Here is a 20483-nt window from a genome sequence, read left to right as displayed (position 1 = left end):
TCATGCTGAAGTCGACGGTGGCATGCATCGCATGGCTCTTGATGGTCGCGCCCGCGGCGGCCGAGCCGACGCAGATCGTCGTGCGGGTAATCAGCCAGGACGGGAAGTTCGTCGGCGATCACACGGGAGGAGCATCCATCACGCTGCGCGAGGTGAAATCGGGCAGGGTGCTCGCACGCGGCGTCACAAGGGGCGGGACGGGCGACACGGAGCGGATCATGGAGGCGTCTCGACGCAGCCCTTCGATCGCGCTTGCCGATGCCGCATCCTACAAGGTCACTCTCGATCTCGGCGAGCCGACGCTCGTTGACCTTGAGGTGGAGGGCCCCATAGGTCGTCCTCGATCCAGGATCAGCGTGAGATCGCAGCGCTGGATCGTCCCAGGCGTGCCGGTGACGGCAGGCAATGGCTGGCTTGTCGAGCTTCCGGGGCTCGCGATCACGCCCACCATATCGACGCAGGGCCGATCGGTTTTGATCACGGCCAAGGTCGAGCTGATGTGCGGCTGCCCGATAACTCCCGATGGACCTTGGCCATCCGCCGATTACGCCGTCACTGCGAGCATCTGGAGCGGGCGCCACGAACTGGCGAGCGCGCCGCTTGCGTTCACCGCGGCGCCTGGGACGTTCAGTGGGCGCATCGCCCTACCGCGAGCCGGGAAGGCGAAGATCTACGTCAACGCCGTGAACGGCCGAACGGGCAACTCGGGACTGGCGACCGTCAGGTTGCCGTGAGCCAAGGCGCTGCGCGTGGGAAACCGAAGCGCGCAGCGCCTCCGTCGATTGACGAGCTATTGATGAGGATCCGCCATGTCCAAACCTCAATTGCGGATCGGCAGGGGAAATATGCAAATCCGCTAAAGAATAGTTCCACTGGCATGAGCCGGATCGAACGCCATCGCATGTATGAGAGGACCTGTGGCTTCTGATGATGCAGCGCAGGTAAGACCTGCATCATCGCATTAGATGCACCTTTCTTCGACGAACACGCTCCCGCACCCTGCGCAAGTCCCAGGTTCAGGTTATAATCGGCGAGACTTCCGCAGGCACGTCGTCCGAGTCGGTATCCACATGCTTCAGGTGAACGGTCTGCGTGGCGTAGGCTATCGGAACCTTAGCCTTCTCCAAGCTGGCATGGATCTTCAAGAGCAAATCCTGTCGGATGATCAAGCTCTCGTCGAAGTCCTGCGCCCTGATGTAGGAGAAGATTTCTATGTCTACGGAGCTCAGATTGATGTCCTTCAGGCGCGCCCGCGCGCCCGGCTTGATGATATGTTCGTTCGCCTCCAGGATTTCCGTCATCATGTGGAGGGTCGCGGGCAGCTTGTCGGACCTGATCCCGTGCTCCAACCTGATGATCGGATTGAATAGGAAGGAGTCCCGTCGAGCGAAGTTTTCAATCTGTCGCGCCGAGAAATCTCCGTTTGGAATGGTCACCACGGTCCGCTCCAAGGTGCGGATGCGAGTGGAACGTATGCCGACGTCCTCCACCGTGCCTACCACGTCACCGACCTTGCAGAAGTCGCCGACCTGCACGGGTTTGTCTGCGATCAACGTCACGCTTCCGACCAGGTTCTCGACCGTCTTCTGCGCCCCGAGAGCCAAGGCGATGCCGCCGATGCCCAATGCGGCGACCCCCGTCGTGACGTCGATCCCGAACGTGTCGAGGACGGCCACGACCGCGATGAACAGCAGGACGAGCTTCGCAGCGCGACGGACGAGACTGATCACGGACACCGCTTGCCGTCGTTCCAGTCCCTTGAGCCGATTGATGCTGAGCTGTGCCACCGCATCGATCATGCGGGCGAAGAACCACGCCAGCGCGATCCAGGCGAAAACACCCAGGTACCGCAGCAGGATTTGACGTGCGATGATGGAGACCGGCAGCGATCCCGCCCATAGCTGGAACAGCAGGGTCGCCCCGAACAGGCTTACCGGCGGCATCGCCGCCTGAGCCACACGATAGGTCCTGCTCCTTTCGTGATCGTGGATCGTGCGCCTCATCACGAAGAGGATCCCGGCGCTGACCACGTAGAAGCCAAGGAAGACGAGCGACGCGAGGCCGAGCAGGGTCGACCAGTCCCCGACCGCCGCGCCCCCGATTTCGATCGGTTGCCCGCCTTTGCCGGTGTTCCTATGCTCGTGCAGCCGCCGTGCGGCGATGCTGGTCTTCAGCGCCACACGCCAGACGTTGCCGGCCGTTGCCGTTCCGCCACGGGTAAGGAGTATGGGTACGTCACCCGTTCTCGAGAGGCTTCCTACCCGTTCGATGTTGGACCCGAGACCGTCCTCCAGATTTCCCTGCGGGTCGTTGGACAGCGAAACGAACGGATCGATCGCACCGCTCTGATCCAATACGGACTGAAGCTCCTCCGTCAGACGGCGAACGTCCGCCTTGGCTTCGAAGTAGCGGCCGGCCCGGCTGTAATCGCGCTCGGCCATTGCGGAAAGAAGACCCGAGACGGTGCCTCGCGGCGTGTCGCGGCCATAGATGTCGGTCGGGGGCTTTGTGGACGACGCGGACGCGCCGGCTTTCGGGGCGGCCTGCGACTGTGCCCGACCCGGCACGGCGCCCGCGAGGAGCACCATGCCGATCAAGTGTAGGCGTGATGTACGAAGCATCGATGGCCTCATGCGCCTGCGATGAAGTTCTCGACCGCGATCTGGGCGAGGTCGTCAGTCATCTGGGTGCGCGGATGCTTGCAGAAATAGGCGGATGCGGGGTCGATCACGCCGGCGATGCCGCGGTCCTTGGCGATCGCGGCGCAACGGATCATGTCGATCGCGACACCGGCGCTGTTGGGCGAATCCTCGACCGACAGGCGCAGTTCCAGGTTCATCGGCACGCCGCCGAACAGCTGGCCTTCCATGCGCAGGAAGCATACCTTGTTGTCGTTCTGCCACGGCACGTAGTCCGACGGCCCGATATGGACGTTGTCGTCGTCGAGCCGCTCGGCCGCGACCGACTGGACCGCCTCGGTCTTCGAGATCTTCTTGGATTCGAGGCGGCGGTGGTTCGACATGTTGAGGAAGTCGGTGTTGCCGCCGGTGTTGAGCTGATACGTCCGGTCGAGCTTGACGCCGCGCTTGGCGAACAGGTCGGTGAGCACGCGGTGGACGATCGTCGCACCCAGCTGTGCCTTGATGTCGTCGCCGATGATCGCGACGCCGGCATCCTCGAAGCGCTTCGCCCATTCGGGGTTGGAGGCGATGAAGACCGGAATGTTGTTGACGAAGGCGACGCCGGCTTCCAGCGCGCATTCGGCGTAGAATTCGGTCGCCTCCTGGCTGCCGACCGGCAGGTAGTTCATCAGCACGTCGGTGCCCGAACGCTTCAGTTCGGCGACGACCTCTTCCTTGGTCGGCTGCGTGTCGTTGGCGACCACGAAGGTGCGATCGTCCTTATATTGGCTCATATGGTCGGCGACGCCGTCCAGCACCGCGCCCATCTTCACCACCGTGCCGGTCGACGGGATGGTGGCGGCGAACACCGCGGTGCAATTGGGCTTGGCGAAGATCGCCTCGGCGACGTCCTTGCCGACCTTGCGCGTATCCACGTCCCAGGCGGCGACGACCTTGATGTCGGAGGGTTCATAGCCGCCGACTTCCCAGTGCATCAGGCCGGCCGCGTCGTTGGTGCCTCCGCGATAATGCTCCAGCCCCTGGACGAGCGAGCTCGCGCAGTTGCCGATGCCGACGATGGCGATGTTGATGAGTTTCACGAATTTACTCCGGTATGCAGCCGTTGCTCGGCTTTATCGATGGTGAGCATCCATGCGTGACGCCTGCGCAGACATCGCTCTGATCATGCCCAGGACACCGCCTGGATTGGCGGCGCCATTGATCACGTCGGCTTGAATGCTGCTTGCAAGCGACGGCTCTTCGTCGCCTTGCTTTTCAGTGGTTGAAGAGGCCGTCGATCACGCCCCCTCGTCGACTTCGCTCATGGCGGCCAGCGCCGCGAATGCCGGGCGTGCTCTTCGGTCTGGTTTCAGGCCCCCGGGCAGGGAAGCGGGCGCTGCTGGGATGCGGGCTGTCCCGCGGACCATCAATGCCAGCGTAGGCGGATTTCGCGCGATGACCTTGTCGAGTCTGCTCGGGTCAAACCAGACGCCTCGGCATCGGGGGCGATAGTAGAGCTCGCCCCCTCGGCGGTCGGCGATCAGCAGTCCGAGCTGACATCCGGGAGCCAGCATAACGCCGTCACGGCGCTGCGATGACGATGGGATGTCGTTCATGGCCTGCCCTTGAGGTTCGCCCGAGAGGCTCAAGGATGGATGCCCTGTTCGGCGCAATCGCGTCCCGAGACCTCAGTCTGGATCGTGCTGTGTCCGATCTCGTATCGGTCTCGCAGAAGCGCTTGAACGGCCGAGCGCGTCCCATCGACGTCGGCACCGCGATCGAGTACGAGGTGGACCGTACAGTTCACCTCGTCGTTGCTCATCGACCAGACATGCAGGTCATGAAGGTCGGCGACGCCGCGCACGCCGGCGATGGCGGTGCGAACCTCGCTGAGCTTGAGGCCGCCCGGAACGCCTTCTAGTAGGACGTTGCTGGTGTCGCGCAGCAGGATCCACGTACGCGGCAGGACCCACAGGCCGATGCCGACCGCTACGATTGGGTCGACCCAGGTCCAACCCGTGAAGCGGATGGTGAGAGCGCCGGCGATGACGCCGACGGAGCCAATCATGTCGGCCCAGACCTCCAGATAGGCGCCCTTGACGTTGAAGCTGCCTTCCTTACCCGCCATCAGCAACCGCATCGACACGATGTTCACGACGAGGCCGATCGTCGCGACGATCAGCATGCCCCAGGATTGAACCTCCTGTGGGGTGCTGAAGCGCTTGATCGCCTCGACGAAGACGTAGATCGCTACGCCGAACAGCAGCACGGCATTGAAGGCCGCAGCGAGGATTTCGAAACGACGATACCCGAACGTCCGCTTGTCGTCGGCCGGCTTCTGGCCCAGCTTGATAGCCAGCAGCGCGATCACCAGCGCCATCACGTCGGTCATCATGTGAGCGGCGTCCGAGAGGAGCGCCAGGCTGTTGAAGACGAAGCCGCCGATCACCTCCGCGATGAAGTAGGTGAAGGTCAGCGCGAGCGCCCAGCTCAGCATCTTGGCGTTGGCGCCGGCCGCATGGTTGTGACCGCCCGCGCCATGGCTGTGATCGTGCCCTGCGCCAGCATCGTGCGCTCCGGCGCCGTGGTCGTGACCGGCGCTCACTTGCCGGCCTCCCGCTTCGCGAGCCAGATGCGCATCCGCGAGATCTCAGCCCGCTGCGCCATGACCACCTCCCGTGCGAGCTTCCGCACTTCGGGATCGCGGCCGTATCTCAGCTCGACCTCCGCCATCGCGATCGCGCCCTCGTGGTGCGGGATCATCGCACGCATGAAGTCGACATCGGCATCCCCGGTGAACCGGATGTCCATGACGCCGTGCATCTTGGCGTTGGCTGCGCGATACGCCCGCGTCGCGGGAGAACCTGTCGGTGCGGCCGGTCGCAGGTGCCGTCCGTGCGGCATGGTCTGTGCGACCGGTTGCGCGCTCACCGACGCGGTCGCGGCGACGGCCGCGACCGCCAGCATTTTCTTCATCGTGGGCATGTCGTCTCTCCTTTCGGATGGGTGGGCGCAGGGCGCCGATTGGGATCGAGGCGGTTCATCCGGCGATCTCCTCGAGCGCGAGCAGCGCGAGGAAGCCGTAAGAAGAAGGCGCTGATGAGTGGGCTGTCCGGCTTCTCGTGCGCCTCGACCAGCAGCTCCTCGGTAACCAGATAGAGGAGCGCCATGAGGCCGAAGCTCAGAAAGCCGGCGATCACCACGGGTGACAGTGTGGCCACCGGCAGCGCGGCCAGCGATCCGATCGGAAGCAGAAGGGCGAGGCCTGCGACCGTCAGGACGACCCGCAGCCTGGAGCGCATGGTCTCACCGAGTTCCGTCGTGAGCGTCACGCCGAGGAACAGCACCTCGAGCGTCAGCGCGACCGTCAGCAGGATGCCCGCCTTGGCGCCGGCGACGAATGCCAGTCCCAACACGAGGCCATCGATGAGCAGGTCGATCCCGATCGCGCCCAGCAGCGCGGCGGGACCTTCGAAGCGTTCCTCGAAGCCCTTGAGCGCGAGCATGACCGCCACACCGGCGGCCCCGCCGATCAACGTCGCGGTCGGGCTCGCCTCGTGCTTGACCTGCGGAAGGATCTCTGTCGCCGCCGCGGCGAACACGACGCCGGCCGCGAGATGCTGCATGGCGCTGGTAAAGGCGGCACCGGGACGTCGCACGACCGCGGCAATTGCGCCCAGAATGACCGCGATGGTCGGGATGATGGTGTAGCTCAGTGCCAGCATGGCAGTACTCCCAAACGCGAATGTCCGCGCGATCGGCTTCGCCCGGTCGGTCGGGACAGCCTTCCATCACCAATCGTCCGAAGTCGGATCGTGCTCCGACCGCCGCGGCGCTTCGGCGTCTTCGCAGCGTATCGTCGCTCCCTCGATGCGGTCGATGCCGGTCGGTATGCCGACCTTCGGATCCTCACGATCATGCGATCGGCCCTGGTTGTGAGGACCAGTGCCACTTCCCTCCGCGGCGCCTCCATGTCGCGAATCCGATGCGATGGAACATTCCGATCCATCGGATCAGCACGAGCACATGCGGGGTGGAGATCAGACTGTAGGTTCTGCCAAGGCGCGTCGTGCGTACAAGCAGGTTGGCGGCCAGGAGCCACAGGCCGGCCGGAAGAAGAGCGGCGAAAAGCTGAAGCGTCTTCATCGGGTGGTCAGGCAACGCTTCTGCCCTGTGATGGTCCGCAGGACAGGCAGGGCGATCGCACGGCCACGCAAGGCGCCCGCCGAAGAACGGATCCGGGTGCGATCCGAGCAGGCCTGGACCCGAATGGATCGACGCGCGCGAAGATTACTGAGGGCCATCAGTGCCCCCCCTCGATGGATCGAACGTTGCGACCCTCCAGGCGTACCAGATGAAGGCGGCAACGATCACGGCGTTGCTGGTGGGCTCGATGAGGTCGGCCACCTGCCGATACCGGGTGCCCAATCGGAAGCCGGCCACCACCAGGACGCTCGTCCAGATTGCGGATCCTGCGAACGTCGCAACGAGAAACGGTACGAGCGGCATTCCGCTGACGCCGGCCGGCACGGATATCAGCGTGCGGATGCCCGGGATCATGCGTCCGAACAGCACCGCCCAGCGCCCGCGCCGATCGAACCAGCGGTCGACCCGATCGATCTCGCTTGGGGTCAGTGTCAGCCAGCGGCCGTGCGAGGCGGCGAAGCGCTTCAGGCGATCGACGCCGACCCAGCGACCGGCATAGTACCACAGGAGCGCACCGACACCCGATCCGAGCGTGCCGGCGACGATGACGGCTGGCACGCCGATTTCACCTCGCGTGGCGACATAGCCGCAGAGCGGCAGGATCACCTCCGACGGGATCGGCGGAAAGACGTTCTCCAAAAGCATCAGCAGAAAAACGCCGAAACCTTTGAAGGAGGAAAGTACATCCAGTATGATGTCGAACATTGTGATTTCAGATCCCCGAGCGTCGCGGGCGCAGCCGAAGACGATGCTCGAGCAACATCCCCAGGCTGCTGCACGCAACTGCCTTTTCAGACGTGGGCGTTCTCACGGCTTCCACCGTCATCCTGCCCTACCGGTCGGATCGCGGTAGGCTAGCAGCCTCAAGGCGTTGACGACGACCAGCAAGGTCGATCCCTCGTGCACCGCTACCGCGGGTCCGATCCCGAGCCCCAGGATGGTCGCCGGTACGAGGAAGCCGACGACGCCGAGGCTGACGAAGACGTTCTGGCGAATGATCCCACGGGTGTGACGGCTGAGACCCACCGCGAACGGCAAATGGGCCAGATCGTCGGCCATCAGCGCCACGTCCGCGGTTTCCAGAGCCACGTCCGACCCGGCCGCGCCCATCGCGATCCCGACGGTCGCACTCGCCATGGCAGGTGCATCGTTGACTCCATCGCCGACCATCGCGACCTTGTCCTCGCCTGCCAGCTTCTTGATTGCGGCCACCTTGTCCTCGGGCATCAGATCGCCCCAGGCTTCATCGATCCCGACGTCCCGGGCGATCGCCTCGGCGACCTTCTGATGGTCGCCGGAGATCATGATCATCCGTGACACACCCATGTCGTGCAGACGGCGCAACGCGGTCCTCGCGGCCTCGCGCGGCGTGTCCATGAGACCGATGGCGCCGAGATCCCGGTCGCCCTTGCGCACGACCATCGTGGTCCGGCCGCTCTCGCGCAGCGCGGCGACGGCACTCGTTGCCCCTTGACCCAATACCGGAATGCCTTCCTTGCCGAACATCTCGGCCTTCCCGATCCATACCGTCTCGTCTCCGACGGTTGCGGTGACGCCGCGGCCGGTGAGGCTCTTGAGGTCTCCGGCTTCGGGTAGTCCGCGTGCGCCGAGTCGTTCACGGCCGTCCTTGACGATCGCCTGCGCAAGCGGGTGGTCGCTGAGCGCCTCGACCGCGACGGCGAGTGCCAGCAGCTCGTTCTCGTCGGCAGCATCGACCACCACGACATCGGTGATGCGTGGCCGTCCTTCGGTCAGCGTGCCAGTCTTGTCGAAGGCGATCGCCTTTAAAGATCCGAGATTTTCCAGCGGCGCGCCGCCCTTGACCAGGACACCGCCTCGCGCCGCTCGCGCGACGCCGGAAAGCACTGCACTCGGCGTCGCGATCGCCAGCGCGCAGGGGCTTGCCGCCACCAGCACAGCCATCGCCCGGTAGAAGCTGTCGCGGAAGGGCTCGTCGACGACGACCCAGGCGAACAGGAGTAGAAGGGCGAGCACGAGGACGGCAGGCACGAACACCCGCTCGAAGCGATCGGTGAACCGCTGCGTCGGCGATTTCTGCGTTTCCGCCTCGCTGACCATCTTCACGACCTTGGCGAGTGCGCTCTCGTTTGAGCGACGCGTCACCTCGATCTCGATCGCGCTCCCGCCGTTGATCGTACCGGCGAACACCCGGCTTTCCGGACCCACCGCGTCCGGCTTGGCACGAGCGATCGCGGCATCGGCGACGGGGATCTTGTCGACCGGGATGCTCTCGCCGGTGACGGGAGCCTGGTCGATCGCGCTGGAGCCCTTGATGATGAAGCCGTCTGCAGGCAGGCGTTCGTTCGGCCTAACGATCGCGACATCGCCGATCACCAGCTGTTCGACGGGTATCTCGCTTTTCTGGCCGTCCCGCCGAACGGTCGCGATCTCCGGCGCGAGCTTGGCCAGCGCCTCGATGGCCTTCTTGGCGCGACCCATCGCATAATGCTCGAGCGCGTGACCGAGACTGAAGAGGAAGAGCAGCAGCGCGCCTTCCGCCCAGGCGCCAAGGGCTGCGGCACCGGCTGCGGCGACCAGCATCAGAGTGTCGATCTCGAACCTGCGGAGTCGCAGGTTGTCGATCGCCTCGCGCAGCGTGAAGAAGCCGCCGAAGAGATAGGCCGCGACGAAGCAGGCGGTCGGCAGCCATTGCGCCGCGTCAGGCATCAGCTTCTCGACGCCGTACCCTATCCCCAGCAGCGCACCGCAGGCGAGAGCGAAGATCAACTCGGTGTTGGGCCCTAGGAACTCGGCGTGCGAATGGTCGTGGCCGTCGCCTGGGCCATGCTGCTCCTCCTTCGTCCGGGCGCCCTTCCCATGATCGTGTCCGGCATGATCGTCGGCTGCGATCCGTTCGCCGAGACCCACCTTGAGCTTGCGAAGCGTCGCACGGATCTCGTCCTCGCCGGTCCGCTGCCGATCGTATTCGACGCGGATCGTTCCGCTGGTGGTCGCGCTCGCCTGGACAACGCCGGGCATCGCGCAGAGCGTGTCGCCGATCGTGCGTGCCCGACGTTCGTGCGTGATCCCCGTAACCTCCCAAACGGAATGGCCGTAGCGTTCGGTGATTTCGGCGCCTGCCGCACGTACCATCTCGCGCAGCCGCGGCAGCGGCAGCTTGGCGGCGTCGAAATGGATGCACAGTGCCGCAGGGGCGTCACCGTCGACAGCGATGACGTGGGCCTTCTCGACGCCGTCGCGCGTCGCCAGGGTGGAGACGAGGCGCTCCAGGCAGGCGTCGGCGGCATCGGGCAGGTCGGGCAGCAGCACCGGAATGTCGAGTTCGAGCTTGTCGTTCATGACGGCCTCCCAACTGTGATCTTCGATCGTATGCGGGCATCGCGTCGCATCTCGCGTGCGGCGGCGAGGAAGACGACGCTCGCGGCGAGGTGCCGAGAACACGAAACCAGCCGCAGCTTCAGCCCGCTTCTGGTGATGATGATCGTGCCGAGGATCACCGCGGACGCCGACAACGAAGTGCGTGCAAGAGGGCGCATCGCTCAGTTCTCCCCCTTGGTGCGGTGGCAGACGCGCACCTTGCCGTCGGAGCGGGTGAAGGCGATCGATCCACCCGCGATCACCGCCCTCGTGCTGCCGTTGCGGAACTCGTCACCGGTGCCCCGCGCGCGCAGGATCTCCGTCCTGCCGCGCGGCAGCCAGGTGACCGCCATACGCAGACCATCGCGGAGGTAGTCGACGTCGGCGCGCGATCCGTCGTCGCAGTAGACGACACGTTGCCCAACCAAGTCCGGCATCGTCTCCGCGTTGTGAAGAACGCCTTCCGTGTCGTCTGGCGCTGGCCCGCAAGCCGTGAGGCCCAGTGCGGCGAGCGCGAGCAGGGAGAGCCTGCCACGAGGCACAGCCGTCCGTTTAGCTCGCTCGCTGCTCACCACAGGACTCCATGCACCGGTTTGAGCGGTGCTGGCGCCTCGAGGCCGGCGGACTCGAGCAGATCGATCTCGATCGTGCGGCACATGGCGGTGAGCGGCACATCGTGGACGGTGTTGGCGAAGGGATCGGTGAGATCTTCGCCGATGCTCAGCACGGCGAGGAAGACGAGGCCGATCAACGTCGAGCCTATCGGCGTCCAGAGCCCGAGCGATTCGACCAGCGCGATGGGCAAGAGTAGGCAGAACAGGCGGGTGAACAGGTTCGGGAAGAAACGGAAGCCATTCGGCAGCGGGGTGTTCTTGATCCGCTCCATACCGCCTTGGGCGTTGGCGATGTCGACCAGCACGCGCTCGACCATCGCCTGCTGAATGGTGTCGATCCTGCGGTTCGCGAGGGCACTGGCGAACAGCAGAGAGATGCTGTTCAGGATCGCATTGGCCGGGTTCGTCTTCTTAACGACCATTTCGGCAAGCGTTTCGCCCGCGATCCGCCTGATCTCGTCGTAGGCGGGTTCGCGGCGGAGTTGGCATCGTATCGCATGGGCGAAGGCGATCTGCCGACGGACCACATCCTGGTGGAGACCCTCCGCATCGTCCTTCCCTTCCGAAAGGCTCCGCGCGACGCGCGACAAAGATCGCGACGCGTTGATGAGCGCGCCCCATAAAGTCCGCGCCTCCCACCAGCGCGCATATGCGGCGTTGGTCCGAAAGCCCATGAACAGCGCGATCGCGGTGCCGAACAACGCAGTCGGAAGCGGCGGCTCCTTGATCGGCGTCATGAAGTGGAAGGCGGTGACCGCAACGTCCCATACGAAGAGGATCGTCAGCGGCTTCCATACCTCAAACATGATCTGCCGAAATCGTGGCGTGGCGCCCACAATCATAAATGTTCATTGCTCCAGCATGCTTCGGCATCAGCCGAGCGGCATGTTCATGATGTCTTTGTATGCGGACAGAAGCTTGTTGCGGACCTGAAGCGTCGCTTCGAACGCGACACTTGCACGGTTCTGGATCAGCGCGACGGTCGCGATGTCGTTCGTCTCGCCGCGCTCGTAGGCCTCGGTAGCGACGTCTTCCCGCTGCTGCGTCTCGTTGACCTTCGCTACGACGCCATCGAGCGTCTGTGCGAAACTGGACGAGGGGGTGCCCGGCGCCGCGCCGGGCGCGACGTTCGGCTGCGCTTCGCGAAGCGCTCGACTGCGCGCGATCACGTCTGCGCGGATCGCCATGACGTTCGAGATGGTCGGATCGGACATCGTCACGCCCTCCGCTGACGTCTGCGCGGACGTGTTCCGGCCGAACCGCACCGTTGATACGATCGGGTCACTTGCTGCCCTCCTGGACGCAGGTCCGGGTTCGGCTCGTGCCCTCGACGATCGTCAGCTGCGTTCCGGAGAATGTCGCCGTGATGCCGTCGCCGACATATTGCAGCCTCTGCGTGGGCGCGCTGAGGATCCGGGGAGGAGCATCGTTCCCGTCGCGCAGGTCGAGCCGCAGTCCATCGTCCTTGTAGTCGATCAGCAGCCTGCTTCCGTCGTCGCAGCGATAGCGGTGACGGCCGAGTTGCCCGCTCGACACCCCGCTGTCGGCGGAATGAACCTCCTGCTGGGTGGGCGGGTCGCTGGGCGCGGGCTTCGAGCAGCCGGTCAGGACCACGAAGCCGACCATCGCGACGATCTTGATGCCAATCATCGTACCTTCCTCCGATAGTGCTGCGCTATGCGGCGCCGGTCGGCTCCGCGGACCGCCTGTCCGGCGCGCCAGTGAAGGTAGGCCGCAAGTCGGTCGTCGGCCTCGATCATCAGTACGCGCAGACGACGCAGAACCATCGCGGCGATCGGGAGCGAGAGCAGGCCCCGGAGGGCGCAGCTGTGCGACACCGTGGTGCCGCCGTCGTCGCCCTGGAGTTCGAAGCGCTCCTCGATCATGAACACGTGAGGAATGCCGCACGACCAGGCGAAAGCCCGGGGCTTGTCCAGGTGGTCGACCTCGGCGGGTGAACGGACGGAGCGTGACCAGCCCGGAAAGGCGAACGTGCACTGGGTTTCGCCAACCTGGCTGGCATCGTCGAGCTGGATCATCGGCCTCCAGGCTTGACGGTGCTCGGGCTCTATCAGCGCGGACCAGATCCGCAGCGGCGGGCCATGGAAAACTCGGGAAATCGTGATCTCCGGCATGGGTATCCCCATCATCGATATGGGAGGGCGGCACGACGGTGCCGCCCTCCTCGTTCGTCAGGCCATGGTCTTCCCGAAGGTCTGACCGTGATCATCGCCTTCGTGCTCTTCGTTGTAGTGCTCCGGCAGCTCGATCGCCTTCTGCCCGAACCGCGCGTAGAGGGTGGGAAGCACGAAGAGCGTCAGCAGCGTCGCCGAGATCAGCCCGCCGATGACGACCGTCGCCAACGGCTTCTGCACCTCGGCACCGGCACCATGTCCGAGCGCCATCGGTACGAAGCCGAGCGATGCCACCAGCGCCGTCATGGCGACCGGACGCAGGCGCTGCATCGCACCAACATGCGCCGCCTCGGCGCGGTCCATGCCCGAACGGATCAGGTCCTGGATGGAGCTGACCATGACGAGGCCGTTGAGGACCGCGATGCCGGACAGCGCGATGAAGCCCACCGCGGCGGAGATCGAGAAGTCCATGCCGCGCACGAAGAGAAGCAGCACGCCGCCCACCAGCGCGAAGGGCACGCCGGTGAACACGATCGCGGCATCACGCACCGATCCCAGGGCGCCATAGAGGAGGAACAGGATCAGGACGAAGCAGGCCGGGATGACCAGCTTCAGCCTTGCGCTGGCCGACTGGAGGTTCTCGAACTGTCCACCCCATTCGAGATAGCTGCCCGGTGGCAGGCGCACCTGGCTGCCGATGGCAGCCTGTGCGTCGGCCACAACGCTTCCGACGTCGCGACCACGCACGTTGGCCTGCACGACCACCCGGCGCTTGCCGTTTTCGCGGCTGATCTGGTTCGGCCCGTCCACGACTCCGATGTCGGCGACGCTGGAAAGGGGAACGAAGGACCCGCCGGCGACCGGAACCTGGACCTGCTGCAGCAGCCCCAGATCCGAACGCTGCGCCTCCGAGAGGCGGATGACAACCGGGAAGCGGCGGTCTCCCTCGAAGATCTGCCCGGAGGTGCGGCCACCGAGGGTGGCGGTGACGGTGTCCTGCACATCCTGAGCGGTGACGCCGAGGCGTGCCATCGCATCGCGGTTGACGCGGATGTCGAGCATCGGGAGACCCGTCGTCTGCTCGACCTTCACGTCGGCCGCGCCTTGCGTCTTGCGCAGGATTGACGCGACCTGCTCCGCCGTCCGGTTCATGGCGGAGAAATCGTCGCCGAAGACCTTGACGGCGATGTCGCCGCGAACGCCTGCGATCAGCTCGTTGAAGCGCATCTGGATCGGCTGGGTGATCTCGTAGGCGTTGCCCGGGAACTTCGCGAGATTGCCCTCGATGCGCTTGACCAGATCCTCCTTCGCCAACTTGGGGTCGGGCCAGGCGTCGCGCGGTTTCAGGATGACGAACATGTCCGTGGCATTGGGCGGCATCGGGTCCGATGCGAGCTCGGCGGTGCCCGTCTTCGAATAGACGAACTGCACCTCGGGCTGCTTCGACATCATGCGTTCGATCGGCACCTGCATCGCCTGGCTCTGCTGGACCGACGTCGCCGGGATGCGCAGCGACTGGATGAGCAGGTTACCCTCGTCGAGCTGCGGCAGGAACACCTGCCCCAGCGTTCCGAACGCTAAGACCGCCAGGACGAGGCTGCCGACGGCCGCCCCGATCGTGATCGTGGGACGCCTCATGGCCCGATTGAGCCCCGGCTCATAGCGCTTCTTGAGCCAGGTGACGATGCGGCCGTCCTCCTCATCGACCTTCTTCGACAGCCAGATGGCAATCATCGCAGGCACGAAGGTGAGCGACAGCACGAACGCGAAGGCGAGCGCGATGATGACGGTGAGCGCCATCGGCACGAACGTCTTGCCCTCGACGCCGGTGAGCGTGAGCAGCGGTACGTAGACGAGTATAATGATCGCCTGTCCGTATACCGAAGGCCGGATCATCTCGCGCGCGGCAGCCGCCACGCTCGCGAGCCGCTCCTTGACGGTGAGCCGTCGGCCTTCGTGATGTTGGCGCTCCGCGAGCCTGCGCAACGCATTCTCGACGATGATGACCGCACCATCGACGATCAGGCCGAAGTCAAGCGCGCCGAGGCTCATGAGGTTGGCAGAGACGCCTGCCTTGAGCATCCCGAATCCGGTTAGCGTCATCGTGATCGGAATGACGAGCGCTGCGATGAGCGCCGCGCGGAAGTTTCCGAGCAGGAGAAACAGGACGACGATGACGAGGACCGCGCCTTCGCCGAGGTTGCGCGCCACCGTCCGGATGGTGGAGTTAACCAGCTCGGTGCGGTTGAGCACCGGCTGCACCACCACGTCCGGCGGAAGCGAGGCGTTGATCGTCTTCAGCTTGTCCGCGACCGCGGTCGCGACCGAGCGGCTGTTCTCACCGATCCGCATGATCGCGGTGCCCACCACGACCTCGGTGCCGTTCTCGGACGCGGAACCCATCCGGATCGCCTGTCCGGTGCGAACGGTCGCGACCTGATCGAGCGTCACGGGCACACCGTTGCGGGTCGCCACGACGGTCCGGGCCAACTCGCCGGTGTTGCGGACCAGAGCGTCCGACCTTACCGCCAGTCCCTCACCGTTGCGGTTGACGAAGCCGCCTCCGACACTGGTATTGTTCCGCTCGAGAGCGTTACCCAGTTCGGTCAGCGTGATGCCGAGTGAAGCGAGCTTCTGGACATCGGGGACGACCAGGAACTGCTTGGCATAGCCTCCGATCGAGTCGACACCAGCCAGGCCGGGCGTGTTCTTCAGTAGCGGGGTGACGATCCAGTCCTGCGCGGTACGCAGATAGGTCGCCTTGTCCTCCTCGCTCGTCAGCCGATCGCCCTCGGGGGTGATGTAGCTGCCGTCGGGCTGCTGGCCCGGCTCGCCGGGCTTGTGCTTGTCGTCGGCGCGGTGCTGCAGGCGGACGGTGTACATGTACACCTCGCCCAGACCGGTCGCGATCGGTCCCATTTCGGGGTTCACGCCGTCGGGCAGGTTCTCGGCCACGCCCTGCAGCCGTTCGCCGACCTGCTGGCGGGCGAAGTAGATGTCGGTCGCGTCGGAGAAGACGGCCGTGATCTGGGCGAAGCCGTTGCGGCTCAGCGAGCGGGTGTATTCGAGGCCCGGGGTGCCGGCGAGCGCCGTCTCGATCGGGAACGACACCTGCTTCTCGACCAGCTCGGGCGACAGCGCTGGCGCGCGAACGTTGATCTGCACCTGATTGTTGGTGATGTCCGGCACCGCGTCGATCGGCAGCCGGTAGAGGGAGAAGGCGCCGATGGTTGCGGCGATGACGGCGAGCAGCAGGACGAGCCAACGCTTCTCGACCGCCCATGTGACGATGCGGGCGATCATGATCTCAATCCTCTACCGCTTCGCTCTTGCCGAGTTCGGCCTTGAGCGTGAAGCTGCCGGTGGTGGCGATCTGCTCACGGCCGGTCAGGCCGGAGCGGACGATCACCGTGTCACCGGATGCGTCGCCGAGCTGCACCTGGGTCGCCTGGAAGCCGTTCGGAGTTCGTACGAAGACGACCGATTTGCCCTCGTCGGTCTGCACCGCCGTGGTCGGCACACGGATCGCACCGCTGCCGCCGCTGCCCGTCAGTTCGACCGAAGCGGTCACGGGTTCGCCGACGCGCCAAGTGCCACCACGATTGTCGAGCGTCGCGATCGACGGCACGAGGCGGGTCTGGGGATCGAGCGCTGGCGACACGAAGGTGATCCGCGCCGTCGCCTGCCGGCCCGCGGCCTTGACCGTCACGACGTTGCCGGGACGGACGCGGCCGGCATCCTCCGGCTTGAGGTTCAAAGCCAGCGACACCTGGCCGAGATTGGCGATGCGATAGAGCTCGGCATCGGCCGTCACGGTCTGACCGAGGGTCACGGGCCGTGCGATCACCTGGCCCGAGATCGGTGCGGCGATTCCCAGCCGGTTCAGTCCCGCCCCGCCGACGCCGGCTGCCGAAACGGTGCTCTGCGCCTGGGTCAGCGCGATGCGCGCCTCCGTCGCTGCGGTGCGCGCCGCGATCAGGTCCTGCTCGGGCGAGACCTTCTGCGAGAACAAGCGCTGTTCGCGCGCGAGATTGGAGTTCGCGAGCTGCAGCCGTGCACGTGCGGCCTGCACCTCGCCCTTGATCTGTGCGGCCTCCCGGCTTTCGATCACGGCGATCGTTTGACCTCGGCCGACGGTCTGCCCGAGATTGCGCGTGAGCGCGACCACCCGACCGGCGATGGCAGCTGACACGACCTGTGTGCCCTGCGGATCGCCTTCGATGATTGCAGGAAGCTCGATCGTTCCCGCACCTCCGACGATCGGACGGCCGATCTGGACTCCGGCTGCGGCGATCTGCTCCCGCGTGAGCGTCACGGCATCCTTCTGCGCCGGTGCTTCCGCCCCGGCGTTCGCCGACGCGCTGTTCGATGCCTCGTTCGCAGCGGCTTCGTTTCCGGCGTCGCTTCCACCGCCGCATGCCGACAGCAGGAGGGCGGCCGTCGCTGCGCCCACGAGATAATAGCTTTTCATCACTGGTTTCCCCCAACGGGCGCAGGGGCGGTCAGCCGCTCCACTTGCGCGCGTGCATTCTGGTAGTTGGCGAGCGCGTCGATCGCGGCGACGCGCGTCTCGGCGAGGGTGCGTTCGGCGTCGAGCAGTTCGAGTTGCCCGAACTTGCCTTCGCGATATCCGATGCGCGCGATCCGAGCCGCTTCCTGCGCGGCCGCCAAAGCCGGTCCGGACGCCGCACGCGCAGTCGTCGCCGCGTTCGCCGCCTGAGCCTGCGCGTCAGTGATGGCTTGCTCGATGTCGAGCGCCGTCACCCGGCGAAGAGCGTCCGCCTGGGTACGCTGTGCAGTCGCCTGTGCGATCGCCGCGCGGCCGTTGTTGAACACCGGGATCGGTATCGAGACCGTGAAGACGGCCGCGGTGTCGTTCGTCGCTTCCAGCCTGCGCAGCGCCGGACCGACGTTGATGTCCGGCACCCGATTGGCGCGCGCGAGCCTTACGCCCGCATCCGCGATGCTGAAGTCGGCATCGGCTGCGGCCAGCGCCAGCGTTCCGACCGTTCGTACCGGTGCCGCCGGCCCATAGGCCGCCGCGTCGGGCAATCGATCGAGCAACGTCTCGTCGAGACGGCCATCGATCGGCTGACCAATGCGTCGCGCCAGATTCGCCCGGGCCGCGTCGGAAAGTCGGAGCTGACGCTCGACGTTGGCCTCGGCGTTGATCCGCGCGACGTCGGCGCGCTGTTGTTCGAGCGGCGACGCCCGTCCGGCCTGCACGCGAACACTTGCCGCGCGGAGTGCGTCGCCCGCTATCCGCGCCTGATCCCGCGCCGTCGTCACCCGCCGCTCGGCTGCGACCGCTTCGACGTAGAGCTGCGTCACCTGCAACCGCACGTCCGCGGCTATGATGGCCGCCTGGATCTCGGCGCGTGAGAGTTGGGCGTTGGCAACTCCGACCCGGGCGCTGCGCTTGCCACCCAGTTCGATCGGAATGGCGAACCCGACCGTAGTCTCTGCGGCGCGCACGCCCCGATAGGGTCCGGAGCCCGTTATATTCTCAATCTGTCCTTGGAAGACCGGGTTGGGGCGCAATCCCGCAACGGTCCGGCCCGCACGTGCGGCTTCGATGGCAGCGGTAGCGGCCGAGGTCGAAGGCGCCGAGCCGCCGGCAGCGACGACCGCCTGGTCGAGCGAATAGATCGGTCCAGCCTGCGTGATAGGCGCAGGCGGCCCGGCTTGCGCGTGGGCCACCGAGGCGCACGACGCCGCAGCCAGCAAGGCTGCGCACAATTTCTGCATTGTCGAGGAATCCTAACGAATGTCGTCAGGCCGGGTCATCCCGGCCGGCAGCATCCGTCAGGCGTTTGGCGGCCGCAACGCCGGATCGACGGAACTCAGCGCCCGCACGGCGTCGAAACCGGGTTTGGGACGAGCGCCCTCGATATTGAAGGTGACCGGGATGGCGTCAGCCTGCGGAATGCTCAGAGCCTGTCCGTGACAGGTTCCATGATGATGCGGGATCGCCTTGTCGGCATCACCCTGCGACTGATCGGCATCACCATCTACATGGACGACGCCTGTGCATTCGATCGTCGTCGCCTGCCCCGGCACTTCGCGCGCGTGGACGGTCGCCGTCATCACGAGCGACGACGCCAGCAGGAGGAGCAGCAAGGACCAGGCGCGGGCCAGCATGGGAACGCGCCTATCACCATGACGACCCGATGTCATGCGTTCTCTCCGCGATGAGGGCGATTGTAGGCACTGGACCTGTCAGCAAAACGCCATGCGGGGATAGCATCCGCGAACACCCGCCACGCGGAGCGGAGGAAGATAATCGCAATGACGCCTCCGACCACGATGTCGGGCCATGCGGCACCTGTGAGGTGGACGAGGCTCGCTGCGATGAGCACTCCGATGTTTGATGCGACATCGTTGCGCGAACACTCGAAGGTGCTCGCCATGTTCACGTTCGCAGCGCGGAAACGCCACAACAGCGCCAGACACGTGAGGTTCGCTGCCAGCGCCGCCCCGCCGAAGCCGAGCATCAGCGTCGAAGACGGCGGCACGCCGTTGGCGATCTTACCGGCGATTTCGACGAGGACGGCGATGCCGAATACCAGGATGAGGCCGCCCTTGGCGATCGCCGCTCCCGCCTCCCAACGTGCGCCACGATTGAGTGCATAGAGGCTCAGCCCATAGACCACGGCATCGCCGAACATGTCGACAGAGTCCGCCATCAGCGCCGACGAGCGGGCCAGCAGCCCACCACCGAACTCGATGGCGAACATCGATAGGTTGATGACCATGACGACGATCAGCGCGCGTCGCTGCTCGGCCTTACGGCCAAGTTCCGCGATCGTGTCGCGCTTTGCTGAACAACAGGCGTCCGCCATCATCGTGCTCGATTCGTTGGGTCGGACCCCCTATATGAACCCTCATCCCACTAGAGGGTCAAGGGTCTGTGATGAAGATCGGTGAAATAGCAAGATTGACCGGGTTGAAGGTCGAGACGGTACGCTTCTACGAAGCGGAAGGATTGATCGGGGCGCCGATCCGCAGCGGAGGGAACTACCGCGTTTACAACGGCTCCCACCTGGATCGCCTGTCGTTCATCAAGCGCTCGCGCGATCTTGGCTTCACCCTCGACCAGGTGCGTGACCTTCTGCGGTTAGCAGACGATCCGCGCGGCTCCTGCGCGGAGGTCGATGCGATCGCCGCGGTTCACATCCATGAGATCGATCGCAAGCTCGCCGATCTCGCCGCGCTGAGAACCGAGATCGTGCAATGGGGAGCGACCTGCGACGCGACAACGATCGCCGATTGTCGGATCATCGACGCACTTTCGAACGCTGGCTGACTAAGCCTTCAGGCCGTCAGATGCTGGTATAGGACCGTGCCCCATAGACGCGGCGCGATCGCGTCCCTATGTTGTCCACATGGCCACTGTTCTGACCCCTCGCGAACAGCAAGAGACCGCCTCGATCGCGTGGCAGCTTGGCGGTTACGATGACATGTTACGCCTCGAGCGGGAGCTCAAGGCTATGAAGGCTGCGGGCAAGCGCCCTAAGATGGTCATTGACCAGGCGACCGGTAAGCGGAAATTGGTCGAGGCCTGAGCC

Annotated in this window: 20 protein-coding genes and 1 pseudogene; 3 read left to right on the top strand and 18 right to left on the bottom strand. The window is 65.3% G+C overall.

The features are described from left to right. Positions 1-2: 2 nt before the first annotated feature. Positions 3-734 carry a hypothetical protein gene (locus tag A7X12_RS16545; protein WP_043061449.1) on the top strand — a complete coding sequence of 244 codons (732 nt, stop codon included), beginning with the start codon at positions 3-5 and terminating at the stop codon, positions 732-734. A gap of 282 nt (positions 735-1016) precedes the next feature. Here A7X12_RS16545 and A7X12_RS16540 read toward each other — a convergent pair whose 3' ends face one another. The 18 genes and pseudogenes from A7X12_RS16540 to A7X12_RS16455 all read right to left on the bottom strand — a co-directional run bounded on the left by A7X12_RS16540 (position 1017) and on the right by A7X12_RS16455 (position 19757). After that, positions 1017-2588 (bottom strand): mechanosensitive ion channel family protein, encoded by a 1572-nt coding sequence (locus A7X12_RS16540; protein WP_052814284.1) that lies wholly within the window; start codon positions 2586-2588, stop codon positions 1017-1019. A gap of 41 nt (positions 2589-2629) precedes the next feature. Next, on the bottom strand, positions 2630-3721 hold the full coding sequence (locus tag A7X12_RS16535) for an inositol-3-phosphate synthase (RefSeq protein ID WP_043061451.1): 1092 nt from the start codon (positions 3719-3721) through the stop codon (positions 2630-2632). A gap of 198 nt (positions 3722-3919) precedes the next feature. After that, a complete protein-coding gene (locus A7X12_RS26810) occupies positions 3920-4195 on the bottom strand; it encodes a TFIIB-type zinc ribbon-containing protein (protein WP_367890210.1) in 276 nt (91 codons plus the stop codon). Between the two features lie 71 nt (positions 4196-4266). Then, a complete protein-coding gene (locus A7X12_RS16530; RefSeq protein WP_043061452.1) occupies positions 4267-5226 on the bottom strand; it encodes a cation diffusion facilitator family transporter in 960 nt (319 codons plus the stop codon). Next, the gene (copM, locus tag A7X12_RS16525; protein ID WP_052814285.1) at positions 5223-5606 is read right to left on the bottom strand and encodes a CopM family metallochaperone; all 384 of its coding nucleotides are present in this window, start codon (positions 5604-5606) and stop codon (positions 5223-5225) included. The genes A7X12_RS16530 and copM overlap by 4 nt, the downstream gene beginning before the upstream one ends. A 55-nt stretch (positions 5607-5661) precedes the next feature. Further along, positions 5662-6346: pseudogene (locus A7X12_RS16520) on the bottom strand (ZIP family metal transporter). A gap of 565 nt (positions 6347-6911) precedes the next feature. Further along, positions 6912-7532: a DedA family protein gene (locus A7X12_RS16510; protein ID WP_043061455.1), complete on the bottom strand. Its 621-nt coding sequence runs from the start codon at positions 7530-7532 to the stop codon at positions 6912-6914. Positions 7533-7649: 117 nt separating this feature from the next. Continuing rightward, complete coding sequence (locus tag A7X12_RS16505; protein ID WP_061780452.1) at positions 7650-10148, bottom strand: heavy metal translocating P-type ATPase; 2499 nt, start codon at positions 10146-10148, stop codon at positions 7650-7652. Positions 10149-10348: 200 nt separating this feature from the next. Continuing rightward, entirely contained in the window at positions 10349-10603 is a 255-nt protein-coding gene (locus tag A7X12_RS16500) for a hypothetical protein (protein WP_232318554.1), read from the bottom strand. A 131-nt stretch (positions 10604-10734) separates the two neighbouring features. Further along, on the bottom strand, positions 10735-11622 hold the full coding sequence (locus A7X12_RS16495) for a bestrophin family protein (protein ID WP_043061457.1): 888 nt from the start codon (positions 11620-11622) through the stop codon (positions 10735-10737). Positions 11623-11652: 30 nt separating this feature from the next. Then, entirely contained in the window at positions 11653-11994 is a 342-nt protein-coding gene (fliE, locus tag A7X12_RS16490) for a flagellar hook-basal body complex protein FliE (protein WP_043061491.1), read from the bottom strand. A 67-nt stretch (positions 11995-12061) separates the two neighbouring features. Beyond that, complete coding sequence (locus tag A7X12_RS16485; RefSeq protein WP_043061458.1) at positions 12062-12430, bottom strand: hypothetical protein; 369 nt, start codon at positions 12428-12430, stop codon at positions 12062-12064. After that, positions 12427-12915, bottom strand: a complete 489-nt coding sequence (locus tag A7X12_RS16480; protein ID WP_043061492.1) for an SRPBCC family protein — start codon at positions 12913-12915, stop codon at positions 12427-12429. The genes A7X12_RS16485 and A7X12_RS16480 overlap by 4 nt, the downstream gene beginning before the upstream one ends. 57 nt (positions 12916-12972) lie before the next feature. Continuing rightward, complete coding sequence (locus A7X12_RS16475; protein ID WP_064312604.1) at positions 12973-16218, bottom strand: efflux RND transporter permease subunit; 3246 nt, start codon at positions 16216-16218, stop codon at positions 12973-12975. A gap of 4 nt (positions 16219-16222) precedes the next feature. Further along, a complete protein-coding gene (locus A7X12_RS16470; protein WP_043061460.1) occupies positions 16223-17386 on the bottom strand; it encodes an efflux RND transporter periplasmic adaptor subunit in 1164 nt (387 codons plus the stop codon). After that, positions 17386-18663 (bottom strand): TolC family protein, encoded by a 1278-nt coding sequence (locus A7X12_RS16465; RefSeq protein WP_043061461.1) that lies wholly within the window; start codon positions 18661-18663, stop codon positions 17386-17388. The genes A7X12_RS16470 and A7X12_RS16465 overlap by 1 nt, the downstream gene beginning before the upstream one ends. A 57-nt stretch (positions 18664-18720) precedes the next feature. After that, positions 18721-19056 (bottom strand): hypothetical protein, encoded by a 336-nt coding sequence (locus A7X12_RS16460; protein ID WP_061780451.1) that lies wholly within the window; start codon positions 19054-19056, stop codon positions 18721-18723. Positions 19057-19088: 32 nt separating this feature from the next. Next, positions 19089-19757 (bottom strand): cation transporter, encoded by a 669-nt coding sequence (locus tag A7X12_RS16455; protein ID WP_043061493.1) that lies wholly within the window; start codon positions 19755-19757, stop codon positions 19089-19091. A gap of 71 nt (positions 19758-19828) precedes the next feature. Between A7X12_RS16455 and A7X12_RS16450 the strand changes: the two genes are divergently transcribed. Beyond that, a complete protein-coding gene (locus tag A7X12_RS16450) occupies positions 19829-20221 on the top strand; it encodes a MerR family transcriptional regulator (protein WP_043061463.1) in 393 nt (130 codons plus the stop codon). A gap of 79 nt (positions 20222-20300) precedes the next feature. Next, positions 20301-20480, top strand: coding sequence for a hypothetical protein (locus A7X12_RS16445; protein ID WP_043061464.1), 180 nt, complete (start codon positions 20301-20303; stop codon positions 20478-20480). Positions 20481-20483 lie beyond the last annotated feature (3 nt).

The sequence above is a fragment of the Sphingomonas sp. TDK1 genome, from assembly GCF_001650735.1.
In the GTDB taxonomy this organism is placed as follows: domain Bacteria; phylum Pseudomonadota; class Alphaproteobacteria; order Sphingomonadales; family Sphingomonadaceae; genus Sphingomonas.
Note: the sequence above shows the minus strand (reverse complement) of the source record. Positions and strands in the feature narration are given on the sequence as shown.

Bases quoted from the DNA above. Each gene is read 5' to 3' on its own strand.
- A7X12_RS16545 (WP_043061449.1), top strand. From the start codon at position 3: ATGCTGAAGTCGACGGTGGCATGCATCGCATGGCTCTTGATGGTCGCG.
- A7X12_RS16540 (WP_052814284.1), bottom strand. From the start codon at position 2,588: ATGGTGCTCCTCGCGGGCGCCGTGCCGGGTCGGGCACAGTCGCAGGCC.
- A7X12_RS26810 (WP_367890210.1), bottom strand. From the start codon at position 4,195: ATGCTGGCTCCCGGATGTCAGCTCGGACTGCTGATCGCCGACCGCCGA.
- copM (WP_052814285.1), bottom strand. From the start codon at position 5,606: ATGCCCACGATGAAGAAAATGCTGGCGGTCGCGGCCGTCGCCGCGACC.
- A7X12_RS16510 (WP_043061455.1), bottom strand. From the start codon at position 7,532: ATGTTCGACATCATACTGGATGTACTTTCCTCCTTCAAAGGTTTCGGC.
- A7X12_RS16505 (WP_061780452.1), bottom strand. From the start codon at position 10,148: ATGAACGACAAGCTCGAACTCGACATTCCGGTGCTGCTGCCCGACCTG.
- A7X12_RS16500 (WP_232318554.1), bottom strand. From the start codon at position 10,603: ATGCCGGACTTGGTTGGGCAACGTGTCGTCTACTGCGACGACGGATCG.
- A7X12_RS16495 (WP_043061457.1), bottom strand. From the start codon at position 11,622: ATGATTGTGGGCGCCACGCCACGATTTCGGCAGATCATGTTTGAGGTA.
- fliE (WP_043061491.1), bottom strand. From the start codon at position 11,994: ATGTCCGATCCGACCATCTCGAACGTCATGGCGATCCGCGCAGACGTG.
- A7X12_RS16485 (WP_043061458.1), bottom strand. From the start codon at position 12,430: ATGATTGGCATCAAGATCGTCGCGATGGTCGGCTTCGTGGTCCTGACC.
- A7X12_RS16480 (WP_043061492.1), bottom strand. From the start codon at position 12,915: ATGCCGGAGATCACGATTTCCCGAGTTTTCCATGGCCCGCCGCTGCGG.
- A7X12_RS16475 (WP_064312604.1), bottom strand. From the start codon at position 16,218: ATGATCGCCCGCATCGTCACATGGGCGGTCGAGAAGCGTTGGCTCGTC.
- A7X12_RS16470 (WP_043061460.1), bottom strand. From the start codon at position 17,386: ATGAAAAGCTATTATCTCGTGGGCGCAGCGACGGCCGCCCTCCTGCTG.
- A7X12_RS16465 (WP_043061461.1), bottom strand. From the start codon at position 18,663: ATGCAGAAATTGTGCGCAGCCTTGCTGGCTGCGGCGTCGTGCGCCTCG.
- A7X12_RS16460 (WP_061780451.1), bottom strand. From the start codon at position 19,056: ATGCTGGCCCGCGCCTGGTCCTTGCTGCTCCTCCTGCTGGCGTCGTCG.
- A7X12_RS16455 (WP_043061493.1), bottom strand. From the start codon at position 19,757: ATGGCGGACGCCTGTTGTTCAGCAAAGCGCGACACGATCGCGGAACTT.
- A7X12_RS16450 (WP_043061463.1), top strand. From the start codon at position 19,829: ATGAAGATCGGTGAAATAGCAAGATTGACCGGGTTGAAGGTCGAGACG.
- A7X12_RS16445 (WP_043061464.1), top strand. From the start codon at position 20,301: ATGGCCACTGTTCTGACCCCTCGCGAACAGCAAGAGACCGCCTCGATC.